We start from the raw sequence: 20,617 nt of genomic DNA, 5'->3' as shown, positions 1-20,617 counted from the left end.
ATAAATAAAGATAAAAAAGCAAACAATCAAAACATTAGCAAAAACATTGATTCTAACAAATCGCAAAACAAGCTAGAAAGAGATGCGAATTTATCCACTAAGACAGTAGAAAATAATACAAGTCTTAGTGAATAATTTATCTATTTTTTAGTCCTTTTATAAAGGAAATTACCAAGCACTTGTATAATTTGCACAAGCAAGAGTAGAATTATTATGGTTTCTATCATAATGCCTGTATTAAATCTTTCATATCCGTATCTAATCGCCACATCGCCTAATCCGCCGCCACCAACAGTTCCAGCCATAGCAGAAAAACCAACTACAACTATCAAAGTGAGAGTGAGACCGTTGATAAGAGACGGTAAAGATTCTACAAACATTACCCTAAAAATAATTTGCATATTACTAGCTCCATAGGATTTTGCAGCTTCTATTATGCTTTTATCGACCTCTTTAAAAGCAGCTTCTATAACCTTAGCTAAAAAGGGCGCTATACCTAAGGTAAGAGGGACTATAACAGCACTTGTTCCTATACTAGTGCCAACTATAATCCTTGTTAAAGGCATTAAAGCTATTATTAATATAATAAAGGGGAAAGAACGAACTATATTTACAAAAAAATCAAGCACCATATATGCTTTTTTATTTTCGCAAAGACCTCCTTTATCCCATATTGTAAGCAAAATTCCCGGAATTATAGCCAATACAAAACCAAGCAAGGTAGATACAAAACTCATATAAATAGTTTCTAGCAAAGCTGGATATAAAATTTGAGTAAAATTACTTATGCTTTGTTCAAGATTCATTTACTAGCTCCCATAAAACGCCACTTTTTTGAATATAAGAAAGTATGGCATCTTTATTTTCATTTTTTATATTTATGACTATATTACCAAGTGCCACTCCATTTAGCTTTTCTATCCTGCCCCAAACTATGTTAAAATCTATATCAAGCTCTCTAGCCATAGAAGTTATTATGCTTTGTTGTGCTACTTCTTTTGGAAAATAAAGTTTTATATTTAAGCCCTCATCTGGTAAGAAATCACTTTCTCCTAAAAATTCTTTCATTTTTTTGTTTGGTTTCAAAAATAAACTAGAAATTTCACCACTTCCAATTATTTTACCGTGCTCAAGCAAAATAGCTCTTTGGGCTATTTCTTTTACAACTTCCATCTCGTGCGTTACTAAAACAACGGTTATGCCTAGTTCTTTGTTTATCTTAGAAATTAACTCTAAAATATTTTTTGTAGTATTTGGATCAAGTGCTGATGTTGCTTCATCGCTAAGTAAAATTTTTGGCTTTAAAGCCAAAGCTCTAGCTATGGCAACTCTTTGTTTTTGACCTCCACTAAGCTCACTAGGATAAGAATTTGCCTTATCTGAAAGACCGACAAGTTCTAATAATTCATCAACTCTATCTTTAAGCTCACTAAAGCTCATAAAATCCCTACCAAAAACTTTAGCAAGAAATTTACAAGTGCTATAATGAGTGCGTAAAGGCATAGCTACATTTTCAAAAACAGTCTTTCTGCTCATTAAAGCAAAGTGCTGAAATATCATACCTATATCGCGTCTTAGCTTTATTATTTTTTTTGAATTTTTAGCTATGTCTTTTACTTCATTATCAAATACCTTAAGACTGCCCTCTTGATAATTTTCAAGTGCATTTATGCACCTTAAAAGAGTGGATTTGCCAGCACCACTATGTCCTACTATAGCAAAAATCTCTCCCTTTTTAATCTCTAAACTTACATCGTCTATAACCAAAGAAGAGCCGTAATATTTTTTTAAATTTTTTATACTAATCACTTAAAGTCCTTAAATTTTTAAGTTCAGCTTCTACTTTTAAAATCCTCTCTTCTACATTTTTAAGAGCATCTTGATTTTGTGAAACTAAATTTTTTGGAGCATTTTTTAAAAAATTTTCATTTAAAAGCATAGATGATAATTTATCTTTTTCTTTTTCCAGCTTTTTCTTTTGTGAATTTAATCTCTGAAAAACAGCACTTAAATCGACATCATCAAGAGGCACAAAGGTTTCTAAATTAAGACTTATGTCGGCACTGCAATTTTGTATTTTGGAATTTACAAATTCTATATCATCACTCTTTGAAAGCAAAGATATAAAATGTTTATATTTTTCTAATTTTTCTATCAAATTCTCATCATTTAGCTTTACATATGCTTTTTTTATCTTTGAATTTGTAAGCTCTATAACGCTTTTTGCACGTCTTATAGAAACTATACTTTCTATAATCAAAGAAAAAAGCTCCTCAATTTCCTCATCTCTTTTCACAAATTCAGGGTATGGCTTTATCATAATACTTTCATCATTTTCTAAAGTAGTCCCACTAAGTTTGTGATACAAGTATTCGCTTATAAAAGGCATAAATGCAGATAAGGCTTTTAATGCTTCTTTAAATATAGAACCAAGCTCTATAACACTTGATTTTTCGGCTTTAGAAAGCTCTATGCCAAAATCACAAAATTCATCCCAAAAAAATCGGTAAAGAACAGTTGCTGCATCATTAAAGCGGTAATTATCTAAATTTTCTCTAAGCTCTTTTACGCATAGATTAAAACGCGATAAAACATACTTGCCAAGCTCACTTTTTATATCAATTTCGTGCAAATTTTTAAAGTCTTTTTCATTTAAAAGCAAATAATTTGCTGCATTGTAAAGTTTGTTTGTAAAATTTCTTACTTGAATCAACTTATCATTGCTAAGCTTTATATCTCTTCCTTGTATAGCAAGCAAAGCAAGTGAAAATCTTAATATATCGGCACTATATTCATTTATGCTTTCCTTTGGGTCTATTATATTTCCTAAAGACTTACTCATTTTTCTACCAAGTTCATCTTTTACTAAGGCGTGAAGATATACTTCTTTAAATGGCAACAAACCAAGTGCATTCGTGCTTTGAAACATCATTCTAGCTACCCAAAAAAATAAAATATCAAAACCGGTTATTAGCAAAGAATTTGGATAAAAATATTTTAAATCATCTTTATTATAAAGCTCACCTTCTTTCCAGCCACGATTTCCCCAACCTAAAGTGCTCATAGCCCAAAGTCCAGAAGAAAACCAAGTATCAAGCACATCATCATCTTGTTTGAAATTCTTGCCTTTGCACTTAGGGCATTCGCTAGGTTCGTCTTTTGAAGCAAATTCATAGGAGCATTCGCAGTAATAAACAGGAATTTGATGTCCCCACCAAAGTTGTCTTGATATGCACCAATCTTTAAGCTCTCTCATCCAAGCATTAAAACTATTTATCCAATGGCTAGGAAAAAATTTCATATCTTTATTTGCTACTTTATCTATGCTTTGTTTTGCTATATCTTTACTTACAAACCACTGCTTTGAAATATATGGCTCTATTATATTTTTACAACGGTAGCAGTAAGCTATTTGATTTACATGTTCTTCAATCTTTTCTAAATAACCTTCCTCTTCAAGCTTTTTAACTATAAGTTCTCTTGCTTTTAATCTTTCAAGCCCATTAAATTCTAGGCATTTTTCATTTAAAATACCTTTTTCATCAAAAATAACAACAAAATCAAGATTATGTCTAAGACCAACTTCATAATCATTTACATCGTGTGCTGGAGTAACTTTAACAACCCCAGTTCCAAATTTCATATCAACATATTCATCTGCTATTATTTTAAGCTCTTTTTTACTTAAAGGAAGCAAAACAGTTTGCCCTATCAAATGCTTGTATCGTTCATCTTTTGGATTAACCATAACGGCACTATCGCCAAAAAAAGTTTCTGGTCTTGTAGTTGCCACCAAAACATAATCATCGCTATCTTTTAAAAAATACCTTATATAATAAATAAAGCCTTTATTTTCCTTGTGCTCCACTTCTATATCACTTATAGCACCGTCATTAGTGCACCAATTTATCATTTTATCTGCTCTAAATATAAGCTTTTTATTGTATAAATCTACAAAGGCTTCTTTTACTGCATTTGCAAGACCTTTATCCATTGTAAATCTAAGCCTAGACCAAGCAGGGCTTATGCCAAGTAGCCTCATTTGCTCTAAAATTTGACCCCCACTCTTTTCTTTCCACTGCCAAACTCTTTTTACAAACTCTTCGCGACCGATTTTCTCTTTACTTAGACCTTCTTTTAATAATAAATTTTGCACAACATTTTGAGTTGCTATACCAGCATGATCAAGACCTGGCTGATATAAGGTTTTATACCCATCCATTCTTTTATAACGAACTATAATATCTTGCAAGGTAAAAGTAAGTGCATGTCCAATATGCAATACTCCGGTTACATTAGGAGGTGGCATCATTATACAAAAATATTTATCTTTTTTTTGTATTTTTTTGTTACCGTCTAGCTCAAAATATCCTCTTTGCTCACAAATTTTATAATATTTTTCCTCTATACTCTTATCATACATAATATAAAAACCTTTTCTTACATAAAGACTATAGCAGCACAACGATTTTCGTAGGATTTTACGCCAAATGGAGCGTCTTTTCCGTAAGAATCTAACGTAATCTTACCAACCTGCCTTAGAAATTCGCTTGCAACAGCTGCACTTCTTTTCAAGCCTAAAGCATAATTATAAGCTTTTGAACCGTTTTCATCAGTGTGTCCGCTTATGTGCATAGCTTTGATTTTTGCATTTTTACCTATAGATAGCTTTAAATCTCTCATATAAAAGCTATTTTTTATACTTAAAACAGTATCTTGATTGAATTTAAAAAGCATATTAGGAAGTGCGTTTGCATCTAATTTTTCCCAAGAAGTATTATCAAATAAAGAGGTATTAAAAATATAAAGTTTCATATTTTCATCAGAAATTTTTTCAACAAAAATTTCATATTTAAGATAACCGCCTCTTAGAGAAAGAGTCGTTCTTATATCATTTATCAATCTTTTTTGTGCCGCATTTAGCTTTTGAGAATTTAAGACATAAAAATTGTATCTTGGCTCACCTAAACTTCTATCTCTTTTTGATTGAGCTAAGAGCTTTTTGTATTCATCATACAATTCATTTGTAGGATTATTAGTTTTTTTAGTTTCTTTAACTGCTTCTTTGGAATTTATTTTTTCTTCTTTTTTGGCTTTATTTGTAGTGCTTTTTACAACCTTAATTTCTGGTTTTTTATCTTGTTTTACTTCTGTTTTTACTTCTGTGAGATTTTCTTCATTAAAATCTATAGCTTTTATATTTCTATTTGCGAACATATAATAAAATAAGCACACTAAAACTACTAGCAAAACCAGCAAAATTGCCATAATTTTCTTAGAATTCATAAATTACCTTTTGAAAAAATTGCTAAATTATACAGTAAAAAACTTTTAAAACATAAGAACTTTAAGTAATTTTTTTTTATAATTATCAGCCTTAAAGGATAAAAATGCCACTTTCAAGATTAAATGAAGAGCAACTAAAAGCCGCTACCGCAGAATACGGACACAATCTAATAATAGCAAGTGCTGGCACAGGAAAAACTTCAACAATAGTAGCTAGAATAGCATATTTACTTAAAAATGGTGTAAAAGCCGATGAAATAATGCTACTAACATTTACAAACAAAGCTTCAAAAGAAATGATAACAAGGCTAAATAAATACTTTGATAAATCAATAACAAAGGAAATTTTAGCAGGAACATTTCATAGCGTAGCATACAAGCTGCTAAGAAATAAAAATCACAATATAAGCTTAAAGCAATCAAGCGAACTTAAAAGCCTCTTAAAAAGCATATATGAAAAAAGAAGTTTTGCACATATTAGCGATTCAAAGCCATATACTGCAAGTTATTTATACGATATATACTCACTTTTTCAAAATAAAAGCAACAATGAAAGTTTTGAGGAATTTTTTATAGACAACTATAGTGAAGATCAAGTGCCATTCATAAAAATTTATGCTGATATATTAAAAGAATACGAAGAGGAAAAAAAGAGATTTGATTATGTGGATTTTAATGACTTGCTTATAAGACTAAAAGAAAATTTAAAAGATGAAAGAGAATTTAGTGAAATACTAGTAGATGAATACCAAGATACAAATAGCTTACAAGCCTCATTGATAAGCTCTTTTAAAAGTAAAAGTTTATTTTGCGTAGGAGATTATGATCAAAGTATATATGCTTTTAACGGTGCTGACATAAGCATAATAGGGAATTTCAAAGATAAATTTAAAGATGCGAAAATTTACACCTTAAATAAAAACTACCGCTCATCAGCTCAAATTCTAAAATTAGCAAATAAAGTAATATCAAACAACGAAAGACTCTACCCAAAAAAGCTAATAGTAACAAGAGAAGGAAATTTTAAAGAGCCTGCTTTGCTTGTGTATGATAATCTATACGAACAATACCAAAACATAGCACAAATAATACTTCACAGTCAAGTAAGGCACGAGGATATAGCTATAATATTTAGAAACAATTCAAGTGCAGACGGGATAGAATTAGCATTAAGAGAGCTTGGGATAAGTGCCGTTAGAAAGGGAACTTGGAGCTTTTTTGAAAGTCTTGAAGTAAAAGCTTTTTGTGCTATGCTCTCTCTTTTTATAAACCCAAAAGATTTAATGGCATTTATGCACCTTTTAGAATACACGAAAGGAGTTGGTGCAGCTTTTTCAAAAGAGCTATTTGATAATATTACAAAATTAGGAAATGAAAATTTGATAAAAGGTTTTTTAGAGCCTGATTTAAACATAAAACTTGAAAAAACAAAAAGGATTGATTATAGCCTTGGTCTCTTTGATGATTTAGAACTTATGCAAGACAAGCAAAAATTTGAACTTAGTAGTGAATTTAACGAACACCCTATATTAAAGCTTTCTAAAGTAGATGAGCAAGTGGCAAAGGTTTTAGAACAACTTTATCTTTATTTTAAGGATGCAAAAAAATGTAAAAATTCTTATGAGTTAAGCCAAAAGATAAGCTCGAATTTGTTTTTCCAAAAAATATGCGAAATGCTTATATATAAACGTTCTATGAATAAAGCCGGTCAAGTAGATTATTTCAAAAAAGAAGAGGCTTCTAAAAGACTATATGAAAAAATAGATATGTTAAAAAATTATGCCTTGCAATATGAAAAAATAGATATGTATTATAATTTTCTAAATTTAGCAAGCTCAGAAATAAATTCAGCAAAAGGAGTAAATTTGCTCACAGTTCATGCTAGTAAAGGGCTTGAATTTGAGCTTGTTTTTGTTGTGGATTTAGCACAAGATAGGTTTCCAAATAAAAAAATAATGTCTAATATAGAGGAAGAAAGAAGGCTTTTTTATGTAGCAACTACTAGAGCCAAAGACTTACTTTATCTAAGCTATGCAAAAAGAGATAGCAAAGATAAAAAACAAGAATACAAGCCATCTTGCTTTTTAATAGAAGCTGGATTGTGTGAGTAAGATTAATATGCTAAAAACCCTTTCTTATATATCTTTTTAACATACTAGAATTTCCTAGCAAACCTCCTTGATGTATATATAAAAGTGGTTTTTTAAATATATTTTTATTTTCAAGCACAGTTAAAAGTCCCACACAGTCATAAAGTAAATCAAATTCAATGCCGCTTTTTAAAGATTCATTATAGATATGAAAAAGCTCTTTATAAGGTTTTGCAAAATGAAATTTTTTACTAGCACTCAATATATGCAAATTTTTTGGAAATTTAGTAAGTGCTGAAATTTGAAGTTTTAAATAAGCTTCATCTGCGACACAAGCACAAGTATAGACATTAAAATCAGAATTTTTAGCTAGAAAAGCAGCAGATGTGCCAGTTCCAGAAGGCAAAAAAATATCAAATTCAATTCCTAATTCTTTGCTTTGAGTTTGTATCTCCTTGGCTAAAATCTTAAGCCCATATTCAGCCTCCTTAACAGCAATCCCCTCTTCTATAAATATATCTCCTTCTTCTAAAAAATTTAAAGCCTTATCTCTTCTGTGCTTAAATTCTAAATTTTCAAATATTAAAGCTTCATTTTCAAGTGCTAAAGCGTAATTTGCCTGTGGATTTTGCTTTAAAAAAGAAGAAATTTTTTCACAAACAAAGATAAATTTTAAGGATCTTTGTTTGCAAAATATGCTTAAAGCAGCTAATGCATTACTTTGGGATGAACCGTAAGATATTAATTTTTGTCCTTTTTGGTATTCATTATCCATAAAAAATGCCAATTTTCTAGCTTTATTGCCATTTATTACGCCTAATAAATCATCTCTTTTTACATAAAAAGAAAAATTGCCAATTTTTATTTTGTCTATCTTACTAATGAAAAAATTCTTCAAATTTTTCTATAATCGCTTCATTTGATACTGTAAAATAAATCTTTATTCTATTGCTAGCTACCTCATCTTCAACGCCATTTGTGTAGATTGGCTGTGAAAATGATTTTCCACTAATTAGTAAAAGCTTTTTAAAAGAATTATTTTTGTAAAAAGATTGTATGAAAGATGCTAACTCATAAGCTCTTTTATGTGTTAAATCCAACTTATACATAAAAGATGAATCATCTGAAGAAGAATGCACTTCTATGATTATGTTTTGTATAATGCCCTTTAAATAATCATCTTCTAATATCGCATTAAAATACTCGGATAAAATTCTATGTAATTTTGGTTTCGCTTCGCTTTTAAGAGTGTAGGAATTATCATTAAACAAATAATCAGACCTTATAGTCATAGCCCCACTTTGAGAATCTAGACTTATATTAGCATCCAATCTTGCCTGTAATTCTAGTATAGTATCACCTTGTAAAAAATTTAAATCCAAAATTTTTTGCTTTGCCTTATTAAAATCATTTTTCAATGAATTTAATTCAGCCTCCTGTCTTTCAAGCTGCGAAAGAAGCAAAAGTAAATCTTTGTCCCTTGAATTTGTGTTTATGCTAAGATTTCCACTCTCCATACCTCTAGCTAAATCAAATATGGCTTTTTCTCTTTGTTTAAAATTTTCTATATACTCATCAAATTTTTCTTTTTGAGACACTAAGTCATATTCTTCTTTTTTTATCTCTTCTCGTGTAAATATATTTTTTAAAAATAATACAGAAAGAAGAAATAAAAGCAGCATAAATAACGCTACTATAAGCATTGGAAAAAATAAGAATAGATTATTGTTAGATTTCATTTTTCTTTGCGACTTTATCTTCTTGCACAAGCTTTGCTATAACTTCACTTGCTTCATTATCAATTTCTGTCATATCTTGTTTTAGTTGAGACATCATTTCTATTTTATCATCTATAGTTTTTTCCTCTTCATAAACTTCTTTGAAGTCTTTCATACCTTGAAACATAGCGTCTTTAAAGCCTTTAAACACTCTATCTTGACTTTCAAGCAAGGAAGTTTCATAAAGCTCAAAATTTCTTTTCAAAGAATCTATTTTTTCGTCTAACAATATCAATGTTTTATCAAGATGAGATATTCTTTCATTGCTAACATCTAATAATTTATTATACTGCTCACTCATCTTTGAGCTTATATCTTTGAAATTTTGATTTAAAATGCTTATGCTATTAGTCATTTCAAGATAAATTTTGCTTAAGTCTCTTTGATTTCTGTGTGCTCTATTTAGCTCAGTCATACTTTGCTTTATATTTTCACTGCTTAGTCTTATGGCTTTTTCTTCAACATTAAGCATATCCTGAAAAAGACCAAATTTACGTTCTATGCTATGATCAAGCTCTTTGAAAAAGTCTTCATTGCTAACTTGCTCAAAAACTATACCTATCTTATCGAAGTGCTGTAAAGATTTTTCCAAATATCTTTGTCTAAGCTCCTCTTTTGACCAAAAGAAAGCCCTAGTAGCATTTTTTTGCCTATCTAAAATGAGTTGAATTTTTAAATTTCCAAATTTTTCAAAAAACATCCACCATAAAGATAAAAAAATCCCATAAATACAGATATAAAAAGATGAAGCAAGACCTATAGATAGCTTTGATATATCTGCTTCTAATGAATTCATATTAAGATTTGTAAAATTTGGTATATAAAAAGCTATGCTTATAAAAGTTCCTAAAATTCCTAAAAGAGCAAATACATTACTAGCCATTGAGGAGAAATGCTCATTTTTTATACCTCTTATATAAGAGTTGGCAAAATCATCAAAAGAAGCGTTACTTTTGGTTTCTTTGCCTATACTTAAAAAATTTTTCATAATATATTTTTTAAGTGCTTGTTTAAATTCATCTTTTTGTTGTTCGAAAATACTAGAGGTGTATTCAGAGCTATATCTTGCAAAAAATAGCACTATTACAAATATGCAAATAATTAGACTTAGTTCTATTATACCTATATTTAAGTCTATGTAGTCTAAATAAGCACAAATAGCTATAAAACAAAACACAAATGGCAAAAATATAATCTTTACATATACTAAAAAACCACTTCTTTGCTTTATGTCTGGTAATACAACCTCTAAATTTTCTCTATCCATTAAAAATCCCTAATTTCTACCTATACAATTTAAATCCTCAAAAGCCCTTTGAAGTCTTTTTATCATACTTTCTTCACCAGCTCTTAACCACACTCTTGGATCGTAATATTTTTTATTTGGCTTATCATCACCCTGTGGATTTCCAATTTGTCCTTGTAGGTAATCCCTATTTTGCTTTTCATACTCACGCACTCCATCCCAAAATGCCCATTGAGTATCTGTGTCTATATTCATTTTTATTACACCATAAGAAATAGCTTCTTTTATATCGCTAAGCTCTGAACCAGAACCACCGTGAAAGACAAAATTTATAGGCTTATCGTAATTTAGATTAAATTTATCCTTTACATAGGCTTGGGAGTTTTTTAATATACTAGGCTGTAAGCTTACATTTCCGGGCTTATAAACACCATGCACATTACCAAAAGAAGCTGCTATAGAAAATCTATCGCTTATTTTACCTAGTCTTTCATAAGCAAGAGCTACATCTTCTGGTTGAGTATAAAGCTTAGCATTGTCAATACCTGTATTATCAACGCCATCTTCTTCTCCGCCTGTGCAACCAAGCTCTATTTCAAGACAAATTCCAAGCTTATCTAAACGCTCAAGATAAGCTTCGCAAGTGCTTAAATTTTCCTCTAAACTCTCTTCGCTTAAATCAAGCATATGAGATGAGAACAAAGCTTGTCCTTCTTTTTCTTTAAATTCTGCATTTGCTTTTATTAAACCATCTATCCAAGGCAACAACTTTCTTGCAGCATGGTCTGTATGCAAAATAACAGGCACACCATAAGCTTTAGCAAGTAAATGAACGTGCTTTGCACCACTGATAGCACCTAAAATATCGCCATTTTGACAATTTTTTCCAGCCACAAATTTAGCCCCACCGTTTGAAAACTGGATGATAACGGGGGAATTTACTTTTTTAGCTGCTTCTAAAACAGCATTTATAGAATTTGTGCCAACTACATTTACAGCAGGTATAGCAAAATTGTTTGATTTTGCATACTCATAAACTTGATTTAATTTTTCGCCACTTACAACGCCGGCATTTACTATATCTAAAACACCCATTATTTTATCTCTACCTTAGCACCTTGAAAAAGCTCTTTAGCCTTTTCATTCATAAGAATATTAACTTCTTGTGCTTTTAATTGATTTTCTATAAATCTCTTAACATTGGCATCGCTTAATGTCAATTGTTTTTTAGCTCTTGATTCTTCTTTTAATATCACATGATAGCCAAATTGAGTTTTAACAGGCGTCTTTGTAAAAGTGCCATTTTTAAGAGAAAAAGCGGCATCGCTAAAAGGTTTTACCATATCAGCTTGTCCAAACCAACCAAGATCACCTCCTCTTGAAGCAGAGCCCGGGTCTATTGATTTAGCTCTTGCTAATTCTTCAAATTTCGAAGTTAAAGCAGAACCTTTTAATGTGCCAAGCTCAGATATTATAGCTCTTGCTTCTGCGTCGCTTTTAACAAGTATGTGTCTTGCATGAACTGCAGCTGGTTCTATGAACTGATCTTTATTTTTCTCATAAAGTGCCTTAACTTTGGAGCTATCAACCTTAACATCATCTGCTAATTTTTGTTGATAAACCCCCATCAAAATGCTTTCTTTTGCAAGTTCTAAGTTTTCAGAATAAAGCTTATCTTTTTCATATCCCTTTTTTTTAGCATCTTCTATGATTAGATACTGAGCAATATACTGCTGTATAAGCATTCTTTTTTGTTCGGCTGGTAAAGAATTTATGGATTTACCGGCTAAAACCTGCTCCAATCTTTTGTTAAGCTCCGTATCTGTGATATCTTTTCCATTGACAGTAGCTAAAACAGCTGCATTTGCCAAATTTAAAGATAGACAAATAGAGGCTGTAAATAAAATTTTTCTCATAAACATTCCTTTTGAGTGAAATACTTAAGACATTATAGTTAAGTTTCGTTAAGCTTAAGTAATATAAAATAACAAAATGAAAAGAAAATCTCAGATAAAAGAACTTTTTTTACAAAAATATAATAAAGCCACAACTGAACTTGTTTTTTCAAATTTGTATGAACTTTTAGTATGTGTTATGCTTTCAGCACAATGCACCGATAAAAGAGTAAATTTAATAACTCCTAGCCTTTTTAAAGCCTATCCAGATATAAAAAGTCTTTCTAAGGCTAAGTTAGCAAGCCTTAAAAACTATATAAAAACTTGCTCTTTTTTCAATAATAAAGCCGAAAATTTAATAAAAATGGCAAAATCAGTTTGCGAAAATTTTAATGGCGAAATTCCGCTTAATGAAAAAGATTTAAAGTCTTTAGCTGGTGTTGGGCAAAAAACAGCTCACGTTGTCTTAATAGAATGGTGTGGAGCAAATTTTATGGCTGTTGATACCCACGTTTTTAGGGTAGCTCATAGATTAAAACTAAGCACTGCAAAAACGCCCGAAAAAACAGAAGAAGAACTAGTAAAAATCTTTAAAGACAACTTAAACTACCTACATCAAGCTATGGTTCTTTTTGGTAGATATACTTGCAAGGCTAAAAACCCTATGTGTAATGAATGCTTCTTATCACATCTTTGCACAAGTAAAGACAAAAACATAAACTAATATTAATATTTTAGCCTATCGATACTCTTTTTAAGGGAGTCAAAAAAATAATCCAAATCTTCTATATCGTGAGTGTAGTGCAAGGAGACTCTAAGCCAACCGGGCTTGTTTTCTAGCTTTTGATTATCTTTTAATCCAAGCAAATCGTGTCCATAGGGTCCAGCACAAGCACAACCTGCCCTAGTTTCTATCTTATAGTATTTGCTTAAGGTATATGACAGATCAAAAGGAGAAATTCCGTTTATATTAAATGAAAAAATACAAAGTCTATCTTTAAAATTCCCAGCATACAAAACAACATCTTCTATTTGTTCTAATTTTTTTAAAAAATATTCTTTTAAAATTTTGCTCTTTTTTTCTATGTAGTCAAGACCTATTTCATCTCTTTTTTTAAAAGCTAAAGAGGCTCTTATAAGCTGTAAAATTCCGGGAGTTCCGCCCTCTTCTAAAATTTCAACATCATTAAGATAGTTAGCAGAACTTTTAGATACATAAGAAACAGTCCCTCCGGCTGCAAAACTAGGAATATCTCCACATAAAGATTTTTTGATAGCTAAAAGCCCACAAGCACCAACTCCTCCTAGAATTTTATGAGAACTTATAAACAATGCATCGTAAAAATCGCAATTTATATTTTTATAAGCAATAAAAGACGCACCATCAAAAGCCAATATAGCTTTGTATTTTTTAGCTAAAGAATAAATTTTTTTGTAATCACTAAAAACGCCGGTCACATTTGAAGCAAGTGAAAAGCTTATGATAATCTTTCTTTGTGAGTTTTCTTGCAAGGTTTTTTCAAAAAATTCATAATCAACCTCTAAATTTTTATTCAAAGGCACTCTAATGCATTCACACAAGGCTTCCCTGAAGGAAATTTCATTTGAATGGTGTTCAAATGGACCTATTATGACCAAAGGCAAATCTTTTTTATCGATATTAGAAAAATATTTCTTTTTTACAAGAGGAGGAACATAAAGACCTAGAAGCTCTTGAAATTTTTTAATAGCAGCACTTGCACCAGTCCCACAAGCAATTAAAGCAAAATCATCGCTAAGAGCTAAGCTTTTTTTTATATACGCTCTTGAATCATCATAGTATTTTTGTGTGATAAAAGAGTTTAAAGCACTATCTGAATGAGTATTTGCATAAGTTAATAAAATTTTTCTTATCTCTTTTTCTACAGACCTTAAAGCCAAGGCAGAGGCTGTGAAATCAAAATATTTATGCTTTTTTTTTAAAATTATATCTTTTTTTAAATCTTTTATATCCATAATCTCTATAAAATTATCCCAAAAATTTTAAGAAAAGTTTTGCTACAATTATACAAGAAAAAGATTATAAAAAAGGAAAAACATAAAATTCAGCACTTTTAGCACGCAGTATCCAAATTTAAAGCATATAAATACATTAATAGACTTTTATTCTGTATTTGACGGGTGTTTTTTAAAGGCTAAATCAAATGATATTTTCTCTAGCATACAAGAATTATTTAAATACTACGAATTAATAGACAAGAGATTTAATTTTGATAAAGAAACCATAAATGCTCTATGCTTATTAGCAAAAAATTCTAGAAAGAGGTATTCCATAAATAAAATTTTAGGACATTTTAAAGGTTTATCTACTATGAATAAACTGCTAGAAAGCGGTTTGCTTAAGCTTGAAAAAAGCAAAGAAAAGAAAAAAGTTTTAAAAAAGGGAGAAAAAGAAAAAAAAGAGCTAAGAAAATACACTGTTCAAGATAAGGTGATATTTAAAAATCATTTTGCAAGATTTTTCTTTTATTTTTTAAAGCCTAATGAAAAAATGATAAAACAAAAAGAATATGACAAGCTTTTGCAAAAAATAAAAAATGATTTTACGCACTATCAAAGCTTTTGTTTTGAAATGCTTGGCAAAGAACTTGTAGAAGAAAAATTTAAGCTTGAGTGCGTATCTAGCTTTTGGAATAAAGAGCTTGAGTTTGATTTGTTTTATAAAGATAGCAACTTGACCTTGATTGGTGAGGTAAAATTTACGGAAAAAAAATCGTGTAAAAATATATTTAATATATTAAAAAATAAAGCTGAAATTTTAGGATTAAAACCTGATTATTTCATACTTTTTTCAAAAAATGGCTTTTCTACACAGCTTACAAAAAATAAGGTGCAAAATTTACTTTTATTTAATATAAACGATTTAAAATTACTTCTAAGGGACACAGATGAACGAAAATATACTAAAGAGCCTAGATTCTGATGAAAAAGAAGTCTTAAAAGATGGCTTAAAATCGCTAATAGAACAAAGCTATATCATAGAAAACGAATATAAAAAACTTAATGAAAGCTATATGGCTTTAAGTAAAATGATAAGCGATATTATAGATGTTTTACCAGCCATACTTTGGGTAATAAATTCAAAAAAAGAAACAGTTTTACAAAACTATCAAGCCTCAAAAAATGAAAAACTCTTACAACAAATAGATATAAACAAAATCGGTTCTTATGAGCTTGAATACAATACAAGATTTTACACAGTAAAAAATACAAAACACGATGATCTTTGCATAATACTAGTTACGGATATAAGTGATGAGAAAAGGAATGAAAGACTTGCTAGTATGGGTAGTGTAGCAGCTCATTTAGCACACGAGATAAGAAATCCAATAGGCTCTATATCGTTATTAGCTTCTACATTATTTTCAAGAAGTGAATTAAAAAATAAACATATAGTGCTTGAAATTCAAAAAGCTATAGCAAGAGTTGAAAGGATAGTAAATTCAACCCTACTATTTACAAAGGGAGTGCATATAAATAAACACAGCTTCAATCTAAAAGAGTTAAAAGAAGAATGTGATTTTGTGATAAATTCTTATAATTTTAATGCTAATATAAATTTTGATTTTGATTTTTTGGATATTGACATTAATGCAGATAAAAATTTACTTGTTTTAGTTTTGCAAAATTTAATATACAATAGCATAGATGCCATAGAAGAAAAAGAGTTAGACGAAGCCTTTATATCCATAAAAAGCTTTGTGAAAGATAAAATGTTATATGTGCAAGTTTTTGATAACGGAGCTGAAATAAAAGACGAAAAAGCGGTATTTGAAGCATTTAAAACAACAAAACTAAAAGGAAATGGACTTGGGCTGTCTTTATCTAAAGAAATCATAAACGCACATTCAGGAGAGCTTGGTTTTGAAAAAGAGCCTAAGAATTTTTATTTTATCTTACCAATTTAATTAAATAATTCTCAAACAAAGCATATAAAATAAAATTCCAAGAACTATACTAAACAAAGCACTTTTAAATACAATATGCAAAAATAACACAAAAACACAAGATAAAAACAAAGAAAAAATATTTTTAAAACTAGATAAATCATAAGAATAAAATGTGTAAAAAACTAATATTACCATTATGGCAAGTGGCATATTGTGCTGTATAAAAAGTAATTTTTTGCTTTCTGACTTCTTATTAAAAAGCAAAAATGGAAGCAATCGAGAACTGTAAGTTGCCAAAAAAGCTATGAAAATTATTAAAATAAACTTATCTTGCATAATATTTCCTAACAAATAAATACAAAAGAACAGCAAACAAAGATAAAAAAAGCATATATTTTTTATCTATAAAAAACAAGGCGCAAAGTCCTATAAATACTGAAAAAAGCAGGATATCCTTGCTTGGATTTTGCTTATAAACATCATAAGCAATGACTATAAACAAAGCACTTAGGGCAAATTCTATGCCAGAATAATCCACAACAAAAACATTCTGTAGCAAAAATCCCAAACTAACGCCCATTAGCCAATAGGATTGATTTAAAAAACAAATAAAACTTTGCAATAAGCTTTTTTTGTTTTTGTTTATGTCTTCATTAAATTCCTTTTTATAAGCACTTAACAAAGCAAAGCTTTCATCAGATAAGGCAAAAATAACATAATGTCTTAAAAAATTTAATGATTTTAGCTCATTTAATAAAGAAAGTGTATAAAAAAAATGCCTAAATCCCACCAAAAACAAGCTCACAAAAATTCCTAAAATGCTTTCATCATTTACTATAAAGCTTACAAGCAAAAATTCAGCAGAGCCAGAATAAACAAAAAAAGAAATAGCTAAAATTTGCAAATAAGAAAAATCATTGCTAGCGGCTAAAATTCCAAGTGCAATACCAAGTGGGATATAAGCAAAGGCTACTGGCACTGTGAGTTTAAATGCCTGTGTAAAATTCACAAAAATCCTTAGCTTATATATTTTTGAATAAATTTTCTAGATTTTTGATAGCATCCTCATTTTCTTTATTTTTTATCTCCTTAAATTCTTTTAATTCTATTTCATATGAACTTAGCATAGAAGCTAGTCTTATATTAATACCATTTTTTCCTATAGCCTTGCTTTTTTGTTCGCTGTTAATCCCTACTATAGCTTTTTTATCTTCAATAACAACGGAATTTACTATGGCTGGTGCTAAAGCTCTAGTTATAAAAATGGCAGCTTCGTTACTGTATTCTATACAATCTATATTTTCACCATTTAACTCTTTGCTCACAGCATTTATTCTAACCCCTTTAGAACCAACAGTAGCCCCAACACAATCAACATTTGGACTATTTGATATAAGTGCAACTTTTGCTCTTTCTCCCGGAATTCTAGCACTTGCATATATACTTACAAGTCCGTCTTTTATTTCTGGCACTTCAGATTCTAATAAAGCTTCTAAAAATTTTGGACTAGTCCTTGAGAGTTCCATTCTGATGCCATTTTTATCTATATAAACTCTTCGAATCACTGCTTTAACGACATCTCCTACCTTAAATACCTCGCCTTTGATTCTATTTTTTCTAGGCAAAAAAGCTCTTATCTCATCTATTTCTATGAAAGTATTATCATCGCTATCTACTCTAATAACAGTGCCAAAAACTATGTGTCCTAGCATATTTTGATATTTTTTATATATAGTATCTTCTAAAAGCTTTTGCACGTGATATTCTAATTCTTTATGCAGGGTATTTACCGCTGTTCTGCCTAAATTTTCAAGATTACATTCATATGTTAATTCATCGCCTATTTCCACACCATTAACTTCTTTTTTAGCTTTACTAAGAGAGATAAAATGCTCATTTTCCTCTTTTAGCCTCTCGTCCTTATCATCAACTACTATAATTTTTTGATACAGCTTCAAATCTTTAGGATCAACAAAAAAGTCATAATGCTCTCCATAAACCTTTTTAGCAGTATTTACCAAGGCGGTAATAACTTTAGTTTTTACATCTTCTAAATTTAAATTTTTTTCATTAGCTATGGACTGTATTATATCTGTAATTTTTTCCATTTTCTATAAAGCCTTTTTGGGAAATTTTATAAAGTTAGAGTCAAATTATATACAAAATAAGTTTAATTAAAAGTAAAATTTGCTAAAATTAAAAATTTCAAAAGTAATATAGACAAGGATTTATAATGGACTTAAAATTAGCAAAGACTTTATTAGACGAGCAAGCAAAAACTATAAGTTTAAAAAAACTAGAAGACAGCGTTGAAAAAGAAGGGCAAAGTTTTTTTTATTTTGACAAGGAAAATTCTAAAAAAAATTTAAATTCACTAGTTGAACATTTCGAAAAAAAGGGTCTTTCTGTGTATTACAGAGAAGTAAGATACGGTCTTGATAGTGGAGATTATATATACGAGGTGCATATATTTTGAGTAAAAAGCTTTTTATACAGACGCTTGGCTGTGCTATGAATGTAAGAGATTCAGAGCATATGATAGCCGAGCTTAGCAAAAATGATGAGTATAGCATTACAAAAGAAGCAAAAGATGCAGATTTAATTTTAATAAATACTTGTTCGGTTAGAGAAAAACCAGTTCATAAGCTTTTTTCAGAAATTGGCTCTTTTGATAAAATCAAAAAAAACGGTGCAAAGATAGGTGTATGTGGTTGCACGGCATCTCACTTAGGAGATGAAATTTTTAAAAAAGCTCCTGTTGTTGATTTTGTTCTAGGTGCTAGAAATGTTTCAAAAATTTCCCAAGCTGTTAAAACATCAAAATTTATAAGCATTGATCTTGAAAATGATGATAGTGAATTCAGTTTTGAAGACTACCGTTCTAGCATTTATAAAACATACATAAATATATCTATTGGCTGCGATAAACAATGCACTTACTGCATAGTCCCGCATACAAGGGGCAAAGAATTATCTATACCTTTTGATATAATTTTTAAAGAGGCGAAAAAGGCTGTCTTAAATGGTGCTAAAGAAGTCTTTTTACTCGGTCAAAATGTAAATAATTATGGAAAATATTTCTCATCAAAACATAAAAAAATGAATTTTTCAAATTTATTGCAAGAATTAAGCGAGATTGATGGCTTAGAAAGAATTCGTTTTACAAGTCCTCATCCTTTGCATATGGATGATGAATTTTTGCATGTATTTAGCACAAATAAAAAAATTTGCAAATCTATGCATATGCCTTTACAAAGTGGTTCTAGTGCTATTTTAAAGGCTATGAAAAGGGGTTATGATAAAAAATGGTATCTTGATAGAGCCTTAAAACTAAGAGAGCTTTGCCCTGATGTAAGCATATCTACAGATATAATAGTAGCATTTCCGGGAGAAAGCGAGCAAGATTTTAAAGACACAATGGAAGTTTTAGAAGCTGTTCGTTTTGAGCAAGTTTTTTCATTCAAATATTCAAAAAGACCTCTTACAAAGGCTGCTACTATGGAAAATCAAATAGATGAAAAAACAGCATCGACAAGATTAAGCATTTTGCAAGCAAGATATAATGAAATTTTAGATGAAATAGTAAAGACAAAAGAAAATACAAATATGAAAATTTTATTTGATGAACTTAGAAATGATGGTTTTGTAGCCGGTAGAAGTGATAATAATTTTTTAGTTCAAGTAAAGGCTAGTGAAGAATTACTTGGAAAAATAAAAGATGTAAAGATAAATCAAGCTAGGAGAATGGTGCTTTACGGTGAAGTCATTTAAATTTGCTTTTATTATAAGATTAATATTTTTACTACAGTGGTTTTTATTTCTAAGTTGCAAAAAAGAATTTATAGGAGATAAATTAGATAATAAAAATTATATTTTTTTATTTTGGCACGGCAAACTTGCCTTAATGCCATTTATATTTAAAAAACTAGGACTTAAAGATAAAAGAGTTTTTGTAATGATTTCAGAACATAAAGATGGGGAATTAATAGCTAAAAATATAGAACTTTTCGGCATAGATAGCGTTAGAGGAAGCACATACAAAAACGCTACTGGCGTTTTAAGATCTTCATTTAAGATTTTAGATTCTGGAAACTGCATAGCCATAACCCCTGATGGTCCTAGAGGTCCTTATCATTCAATATCAGATGGTTGCATAAATATATCTCAAAAAAAAGATGTTGATATAGTTGTATTAAACTATGAAGCAAATAGGTATTGGCAGTTTAAATCTTGGGATAAAATGATACTGCCAAAGCCATTTTCTAGATTAAGATATAGAATTTCACAAGCATTTAGCATAAAAAATTTAAGTAAAGATGAAGCAAAAAAGATAATCAAGGAAAAATTTGATATTATTACAAAAGAAGATAGTTTTACTAAGGATATGTGAATA

At 29.7% G+C, this 20,617-nt stretch carries 19 protein-coding genes and 1 pseudogene; 7 read left to right on the top strand and 13 right to left on the bottom strand.

Features of this window, described 5'->3' with window-relative positions; translation table 11 throughout:
* Positions 1-140 precede the first annotated feature (140 nt).
* From Q0J35_RS05235 to Q0J35_RS05220, 4 genes and pseudogenes are all read right to left on the bottom strand, one after another.
* Positions 141-782, bottom strand: a pseudogene (locus Q0J35_RS05235) (methionine ABC transporter permease); the annotation flags it as partial.
* A 13-nt stretch (positions 783-795) separates the two neighbouring features.
* The gene (locus Q0J35_RS05230) at positions 796-1,809 is read right to left on the bottom strand and encodes a methionine ABC transporter ATP-binding protein (protein ID WP_297193804.1); all 1,014 of its coding nucleotides are present in this window, start codon (positions 1,807-1,809) and stop codon (positions 796-798) included.
* On the bottom strand, positions 1,802-4,423 hold the full coding sequence (locus tag Q0J35_RS05225; RefSeq protein WP_297193801.1) for a valine--tRNA ligase: 2,622 nt from the start codon (positions 4,421-4,423) through the stop codon (positions 1,802-1,804). The genes Q0J35_RS05230 and Q0J35_RS05225 overlap by 8 nt, the downstream gene beginning before the upstream one ends.
* 17 nt (positions 4,424-4,440) lie before the next feature.
* Complete coding sequence (locus tag Q0J35_RS05220; protein WP_297193799.1) at positions 4,441-5,286, bottom strand: hypothetical protein; 846 nt, start codon at positions 5,284-5,286, stop codon at positions 4,441-4,443.
* Between the two features lie 104 nt (positions 5,287-5,390).
* On the opposite strand from Q0J35_RS05220, the gene Q0J35_RS05215 reads away from it, so the two are divergent.
* Positions 5,391-7,397, top strand: a complete 2,007-nt coding sequence (locus tag Q0J35_RS05215) for an ATP-dependent helicase (protein ID WP_297193797.1) — start codon at positions 5,391-5,393, stop codon at positions 7,395-7,397.
* Positions 7,398-7,407: 10 nt separating this feature from the next.
* Here Q0J35_RS05215 and Q0J35_RS05210 read toward each other — a convergent pair whose 3' ends face one another.
* The 5 genes from Q0J35_RS05210 to Q0J35_RS05190 are packed head-to-tail and all read right to left on the bottom strand — an operon-like array spanning position 7,408 to position 12,316.
* Positions 7,408-8,274 carry a 1-aminocyclopropane-1-carboxylate deaminase/D-cysteine desulfhydrase gene (locus Q0J35_RS05210; protein ID WP_297193795.1) on the bottom strand — a complete coding sequence of 289 codons (867 nt, stop codon included), beginning with the start codon at positions 8,272-8,274 and terminating at the stop codon, positions 7,408-7,410.
* A complete protein-coding gene (locus tag Q0J35_RS05205) occupies positions 8,255-9,058 on the bottom strand; it encodes a hypothetical protein (RefSeq protein ID WP_297193793.1) in 804 nt (267 codons plus the stop codon). The genes Q0J35_RS05210 and Q0J35_RS05205 overlap by 20 nt, the downstream gene beginning before the upstream one ends.
* Before the next feature lie 46 nt (positions 9,059-9,104).
* Complete coding sequence (locus Q0J35_RS05200) at positions 9,105-10,421, bottom strand: hypothetical protein (protein ID WP_297193791.1); 1,317 nt, start codon at positions 10,419-10,421, stop codon at positions 9,105-9,107.
* 9 nt (positions 10,422-10,430) lie between these two features.
* On the bottom strand, positions 10,431-11,495 hold the full coding sequence (gene fbaA, locus Q0J35_RS05195) for a class II fructose-bisphosphate aldolase (RefSeq protein ID WP_297193789.1): 1,065 nt from the start codon (positions 11,493-11,495) through the stop codon (positions 10,431-10,433).
* On the bottom strand, positions 11,495-12,316 hold the full coding sequence (locus tag Q0J35_RS05190; protein ID WP_297193787.1) for a peptidylprolyl isomerase: 822 nt from the start codon (positions 12,314-12,316) through the stop codon (positions 11,495-11,497). The genes fbaA and Q0J35_RS05190 overlap by 1 nt, the downstream gene beginning before the upstream one ends.
* Before the next feature lie 76 nt (positions 12,317-12,392).
* Between Q0J35_RS05190 and nth the strand changes: the two genes are divergently transcribed.
* Complete coding sequence (nth, locus tag Q0J35_RS05185; protein ID WP_297193785.1) at positions 12,393-13,019, top strand: endonuclease III; 627 nt, start codon at positions 12,393-12,395, stop codon at positions 13,017-13,019.
* Between the two features lie 2 nt (positions 13,020-13,021).
* Here the strand turns inward: nth and Q0J35_RS05180 are convergent, their stop codons facing one another.
* On the bottom strand, positions 13,022-14,290 hold the full coding sequence (locus tag Q0J35_RS05180) for an aminotransferase class V-fold PLP-dependent enzyme (RefSeq protein WP_297193783.1): 1,269 nt from the start codon (positions 14,288-14,290) through the stop codon (positions 13,022-13,024).
* A gap of 82 nt (positions 14,291-14,372) precedes the next feature.
* On the opposite strand from Q0J35_RS05180, the gene Q0J35_RS05175 reads away from it, so the two are divergent.
* Both Q0J35_RS05175 and Q0J35_RS05170 read left to right on the top strand, forming a co-directional pair.
* Positions 14,373-15,257 (top strand): DUF234 domain-containing protein, encoded by an 885-nt coding sequence (locus Q0J35_RS05175; protein WP_297193903.1) that lies wholly within the window; start codon positions 14,373-14,375, stop codon positions 15,255-15,257.
* The gene (locus tag Q0J35_RS05170; RefSeq protein WP_297193781.1) at positions 15,223-16,242 is read left to right on the top strand and encodes an ATP-binding protein; all 1,020 of its coding nucleotides are present in this window, start codon (positions 15,223-15,225) and stop codon (positions 16,240-16,242) included. Before Q0J35_RS05175 ends, Q0J35_RS05170 begins: the two co-directional genes overlap by 35 nt.
* Here the strand turns inward: Q0J35_RS05170 and Q0J35_RS05165 are convergent, their stop codons facing one another.
* From Q0J35_RS05165 to nusA, 3 genes are read right to left on the bottom strand one after another with little or no spacing between them, the layout of a single operon-like run.
* Entirely contained in the window at positions 16,243-16,560 is a 318-nt protein-coding gene (locus Q0J35_RS05165; RefSeq protein ID WP_297193779.1) for an AzlD domain-containing protein, read from the bottom strand.
* Positions 16,550-17,233: an AzlC family ABC transporter permease gene (locus Q0J35_RS05160; RefSeq protein ID WP_297193777.1), complete on the bottom strand. Its 684-nt coding sequence runs from the start codon at positions 17,231-17,233 to the stop codon at positions 16,550-16,552. The genes Q0J35_RS05165 and Q0J35_RS05160 overlap by 11 nt, the downstream gene beginning before the upstream one ends.
* Positions 17,234-17,246: 13 nt before the next feature.
* Positions 17,247-18,332, bottom strand: coding sequence for a transcription termination factor NusA (gene nusA / locus Q0J35_RS05155; RefSeq protein ID WP_297193775.1), 1,086 nt, complete (start codon positions 18,330-18,332; stop codon positions 17,247-17,249).
* A gap of 125 nt (positions 18,333-18,457) precedes the next feature.
* Here nusA and Q0J35_RS05150 point away from each other — a divergent pair, with 125 nt between their 5' ends.
* From Q0J35_RS05150 to Q0J35_RS05140, 3 genes are read left to right on the top strand one after another with little or no spacing between them, the layout of a single operon-like run.
* Entirely contained in the window at positions 18,458-18,700 is a 243-nt protein-coding gene (locus tag Q0J35_RS05150) for an HP0268 family nuclease (protein WP_297193772.1), read from the top strand.
* The gene (miaB, locus tag Q0J35_RS05145) at positions 18,694-19,995 is read left to right on the top strand and encodes a tRNA (N6-isopentenyl adenosine(37)-C2)-methylthiotransferase MiaB (RefSeq protein WP_297193901.1); all 1,302 of its coding nucleotides are present in this window, start codon (positions 18,694-18,696) and stop codon (positions 19,993-19,995) included. Before Q0J35_RS05150 ends, miaB begins: the two co-directional genes overlap by 7 nt.
* Entirely contained in the window at positions 19,982-20,614 is a 633-nt protein-coding gene (locus Q0J35_RS05140) for a lysophospholipid acyltransferase family protein (protein WP_297193770.1), read from the top strand. The genes miaB and Q0J35_RS05140 overlap by 14 nt, the downstream gene beginning before the upstream one ends.
* Positions 20,615-20,617: the final 3 nt, after the last annotated feature.

This window comes from uncultured Campylobacter sp. (assembly GCF_944323605.1).
Lineage (GTDB): Bacteria > Campylobacterota > Campylobacteria > Campylobacterales > Campylobacteraceae > Campylobacter_D.
This window is presented reverse-complemented; position numbering and strand designations above follow the sequence as displayed.

Coding starts and splice junctions, on each gene's coding strand:
- Q0J35_RS05150 (WP_297193772.1), top strand. CDS start 18,458: ATGGACTTAAAATTAGCAAAGACTTTATTAGACGAGCAAGCAAAAACT.
- fbaA (WP_297193789.1), bottom strand. CDS start 11,495: ATGGGTGTTTTAGATATAGTAAATGCCGGCGTTGTAAGTGGCGAAAAA.
- Q0J35_RS05165 (WP_297193779.1), bottom strand. CDS start 16,560: ATGCAAGATAAGTTTATTTTAATAATTTTCATAGCTTTTTTGGCAACT.
- Q0J35_RS05200 (WP_297193791.1), bottom strand. CDS start 10,421: ATGGATAGAGAAAATTTAGAGGTTGTATTACCAGACATAAAGCAAAGA.
- Q0J35_RS05225 (WP_297193801.1), bottom strand. CDS start 4,423: ATGTATGATAAGAGTATAGAGGAAAAATATTATAAAATTTGTGAGCAA.
- Q0J35_RS05205 (WP_297193793.1), bottom strand. CDS start 9,058: ATGCTGCTTTTATTTCTTCTTTCTGTATTATTTTTAAAAAATATATTT.
- Q0J35_RS05190 (WP_297193787.1), bottom strand. CDS start 12,316: ATGAGAAAAATTTTATTTACAGCCTCTATTTGTCTATCTTTAAATTTG.
- Q0J35_RS05220 (WP_297193799.1), bottom strand. CDS start 5,286: ATGAATTCTAAGAAAATTATGGCAATTTTGCTGGTTTTGCTAGTAGTT.
- Q0J35_RS05215 (WP_297193797.1), top strand. CDS start 5,391: ATGCCACTTTCAAGATTAAATGAAGAGCAACTAAAAGCCGCTACCGCA.
- Q0J35_RS05170 (WP_297193781.1), top strand. CDS start 15,223: ATGAACGAAAATATACTAAAGAGCCTAGATTCTGATGAAAAAGAAGTC.
- nth (WP_297193785.1), top strand. CDS start 12,393: ATGAAAAGAAAATCTCAGATAAAAGAACTTTTTTTACAAAAATATAAT.
- nusA (WP_297193775.1), bottom strand. CDS start 18,332: ATGGAAAAAATTACAGATATAATACAGTCCATAGCTAATGAAAAAAAT.
- Q0J35_RS05180 (WP_297193783.1), bottom strand. CDS start 14,290: ATGGATATAAAAGATTTAAAAAAAGATATAATTTTAAAAAAAAAGCAT.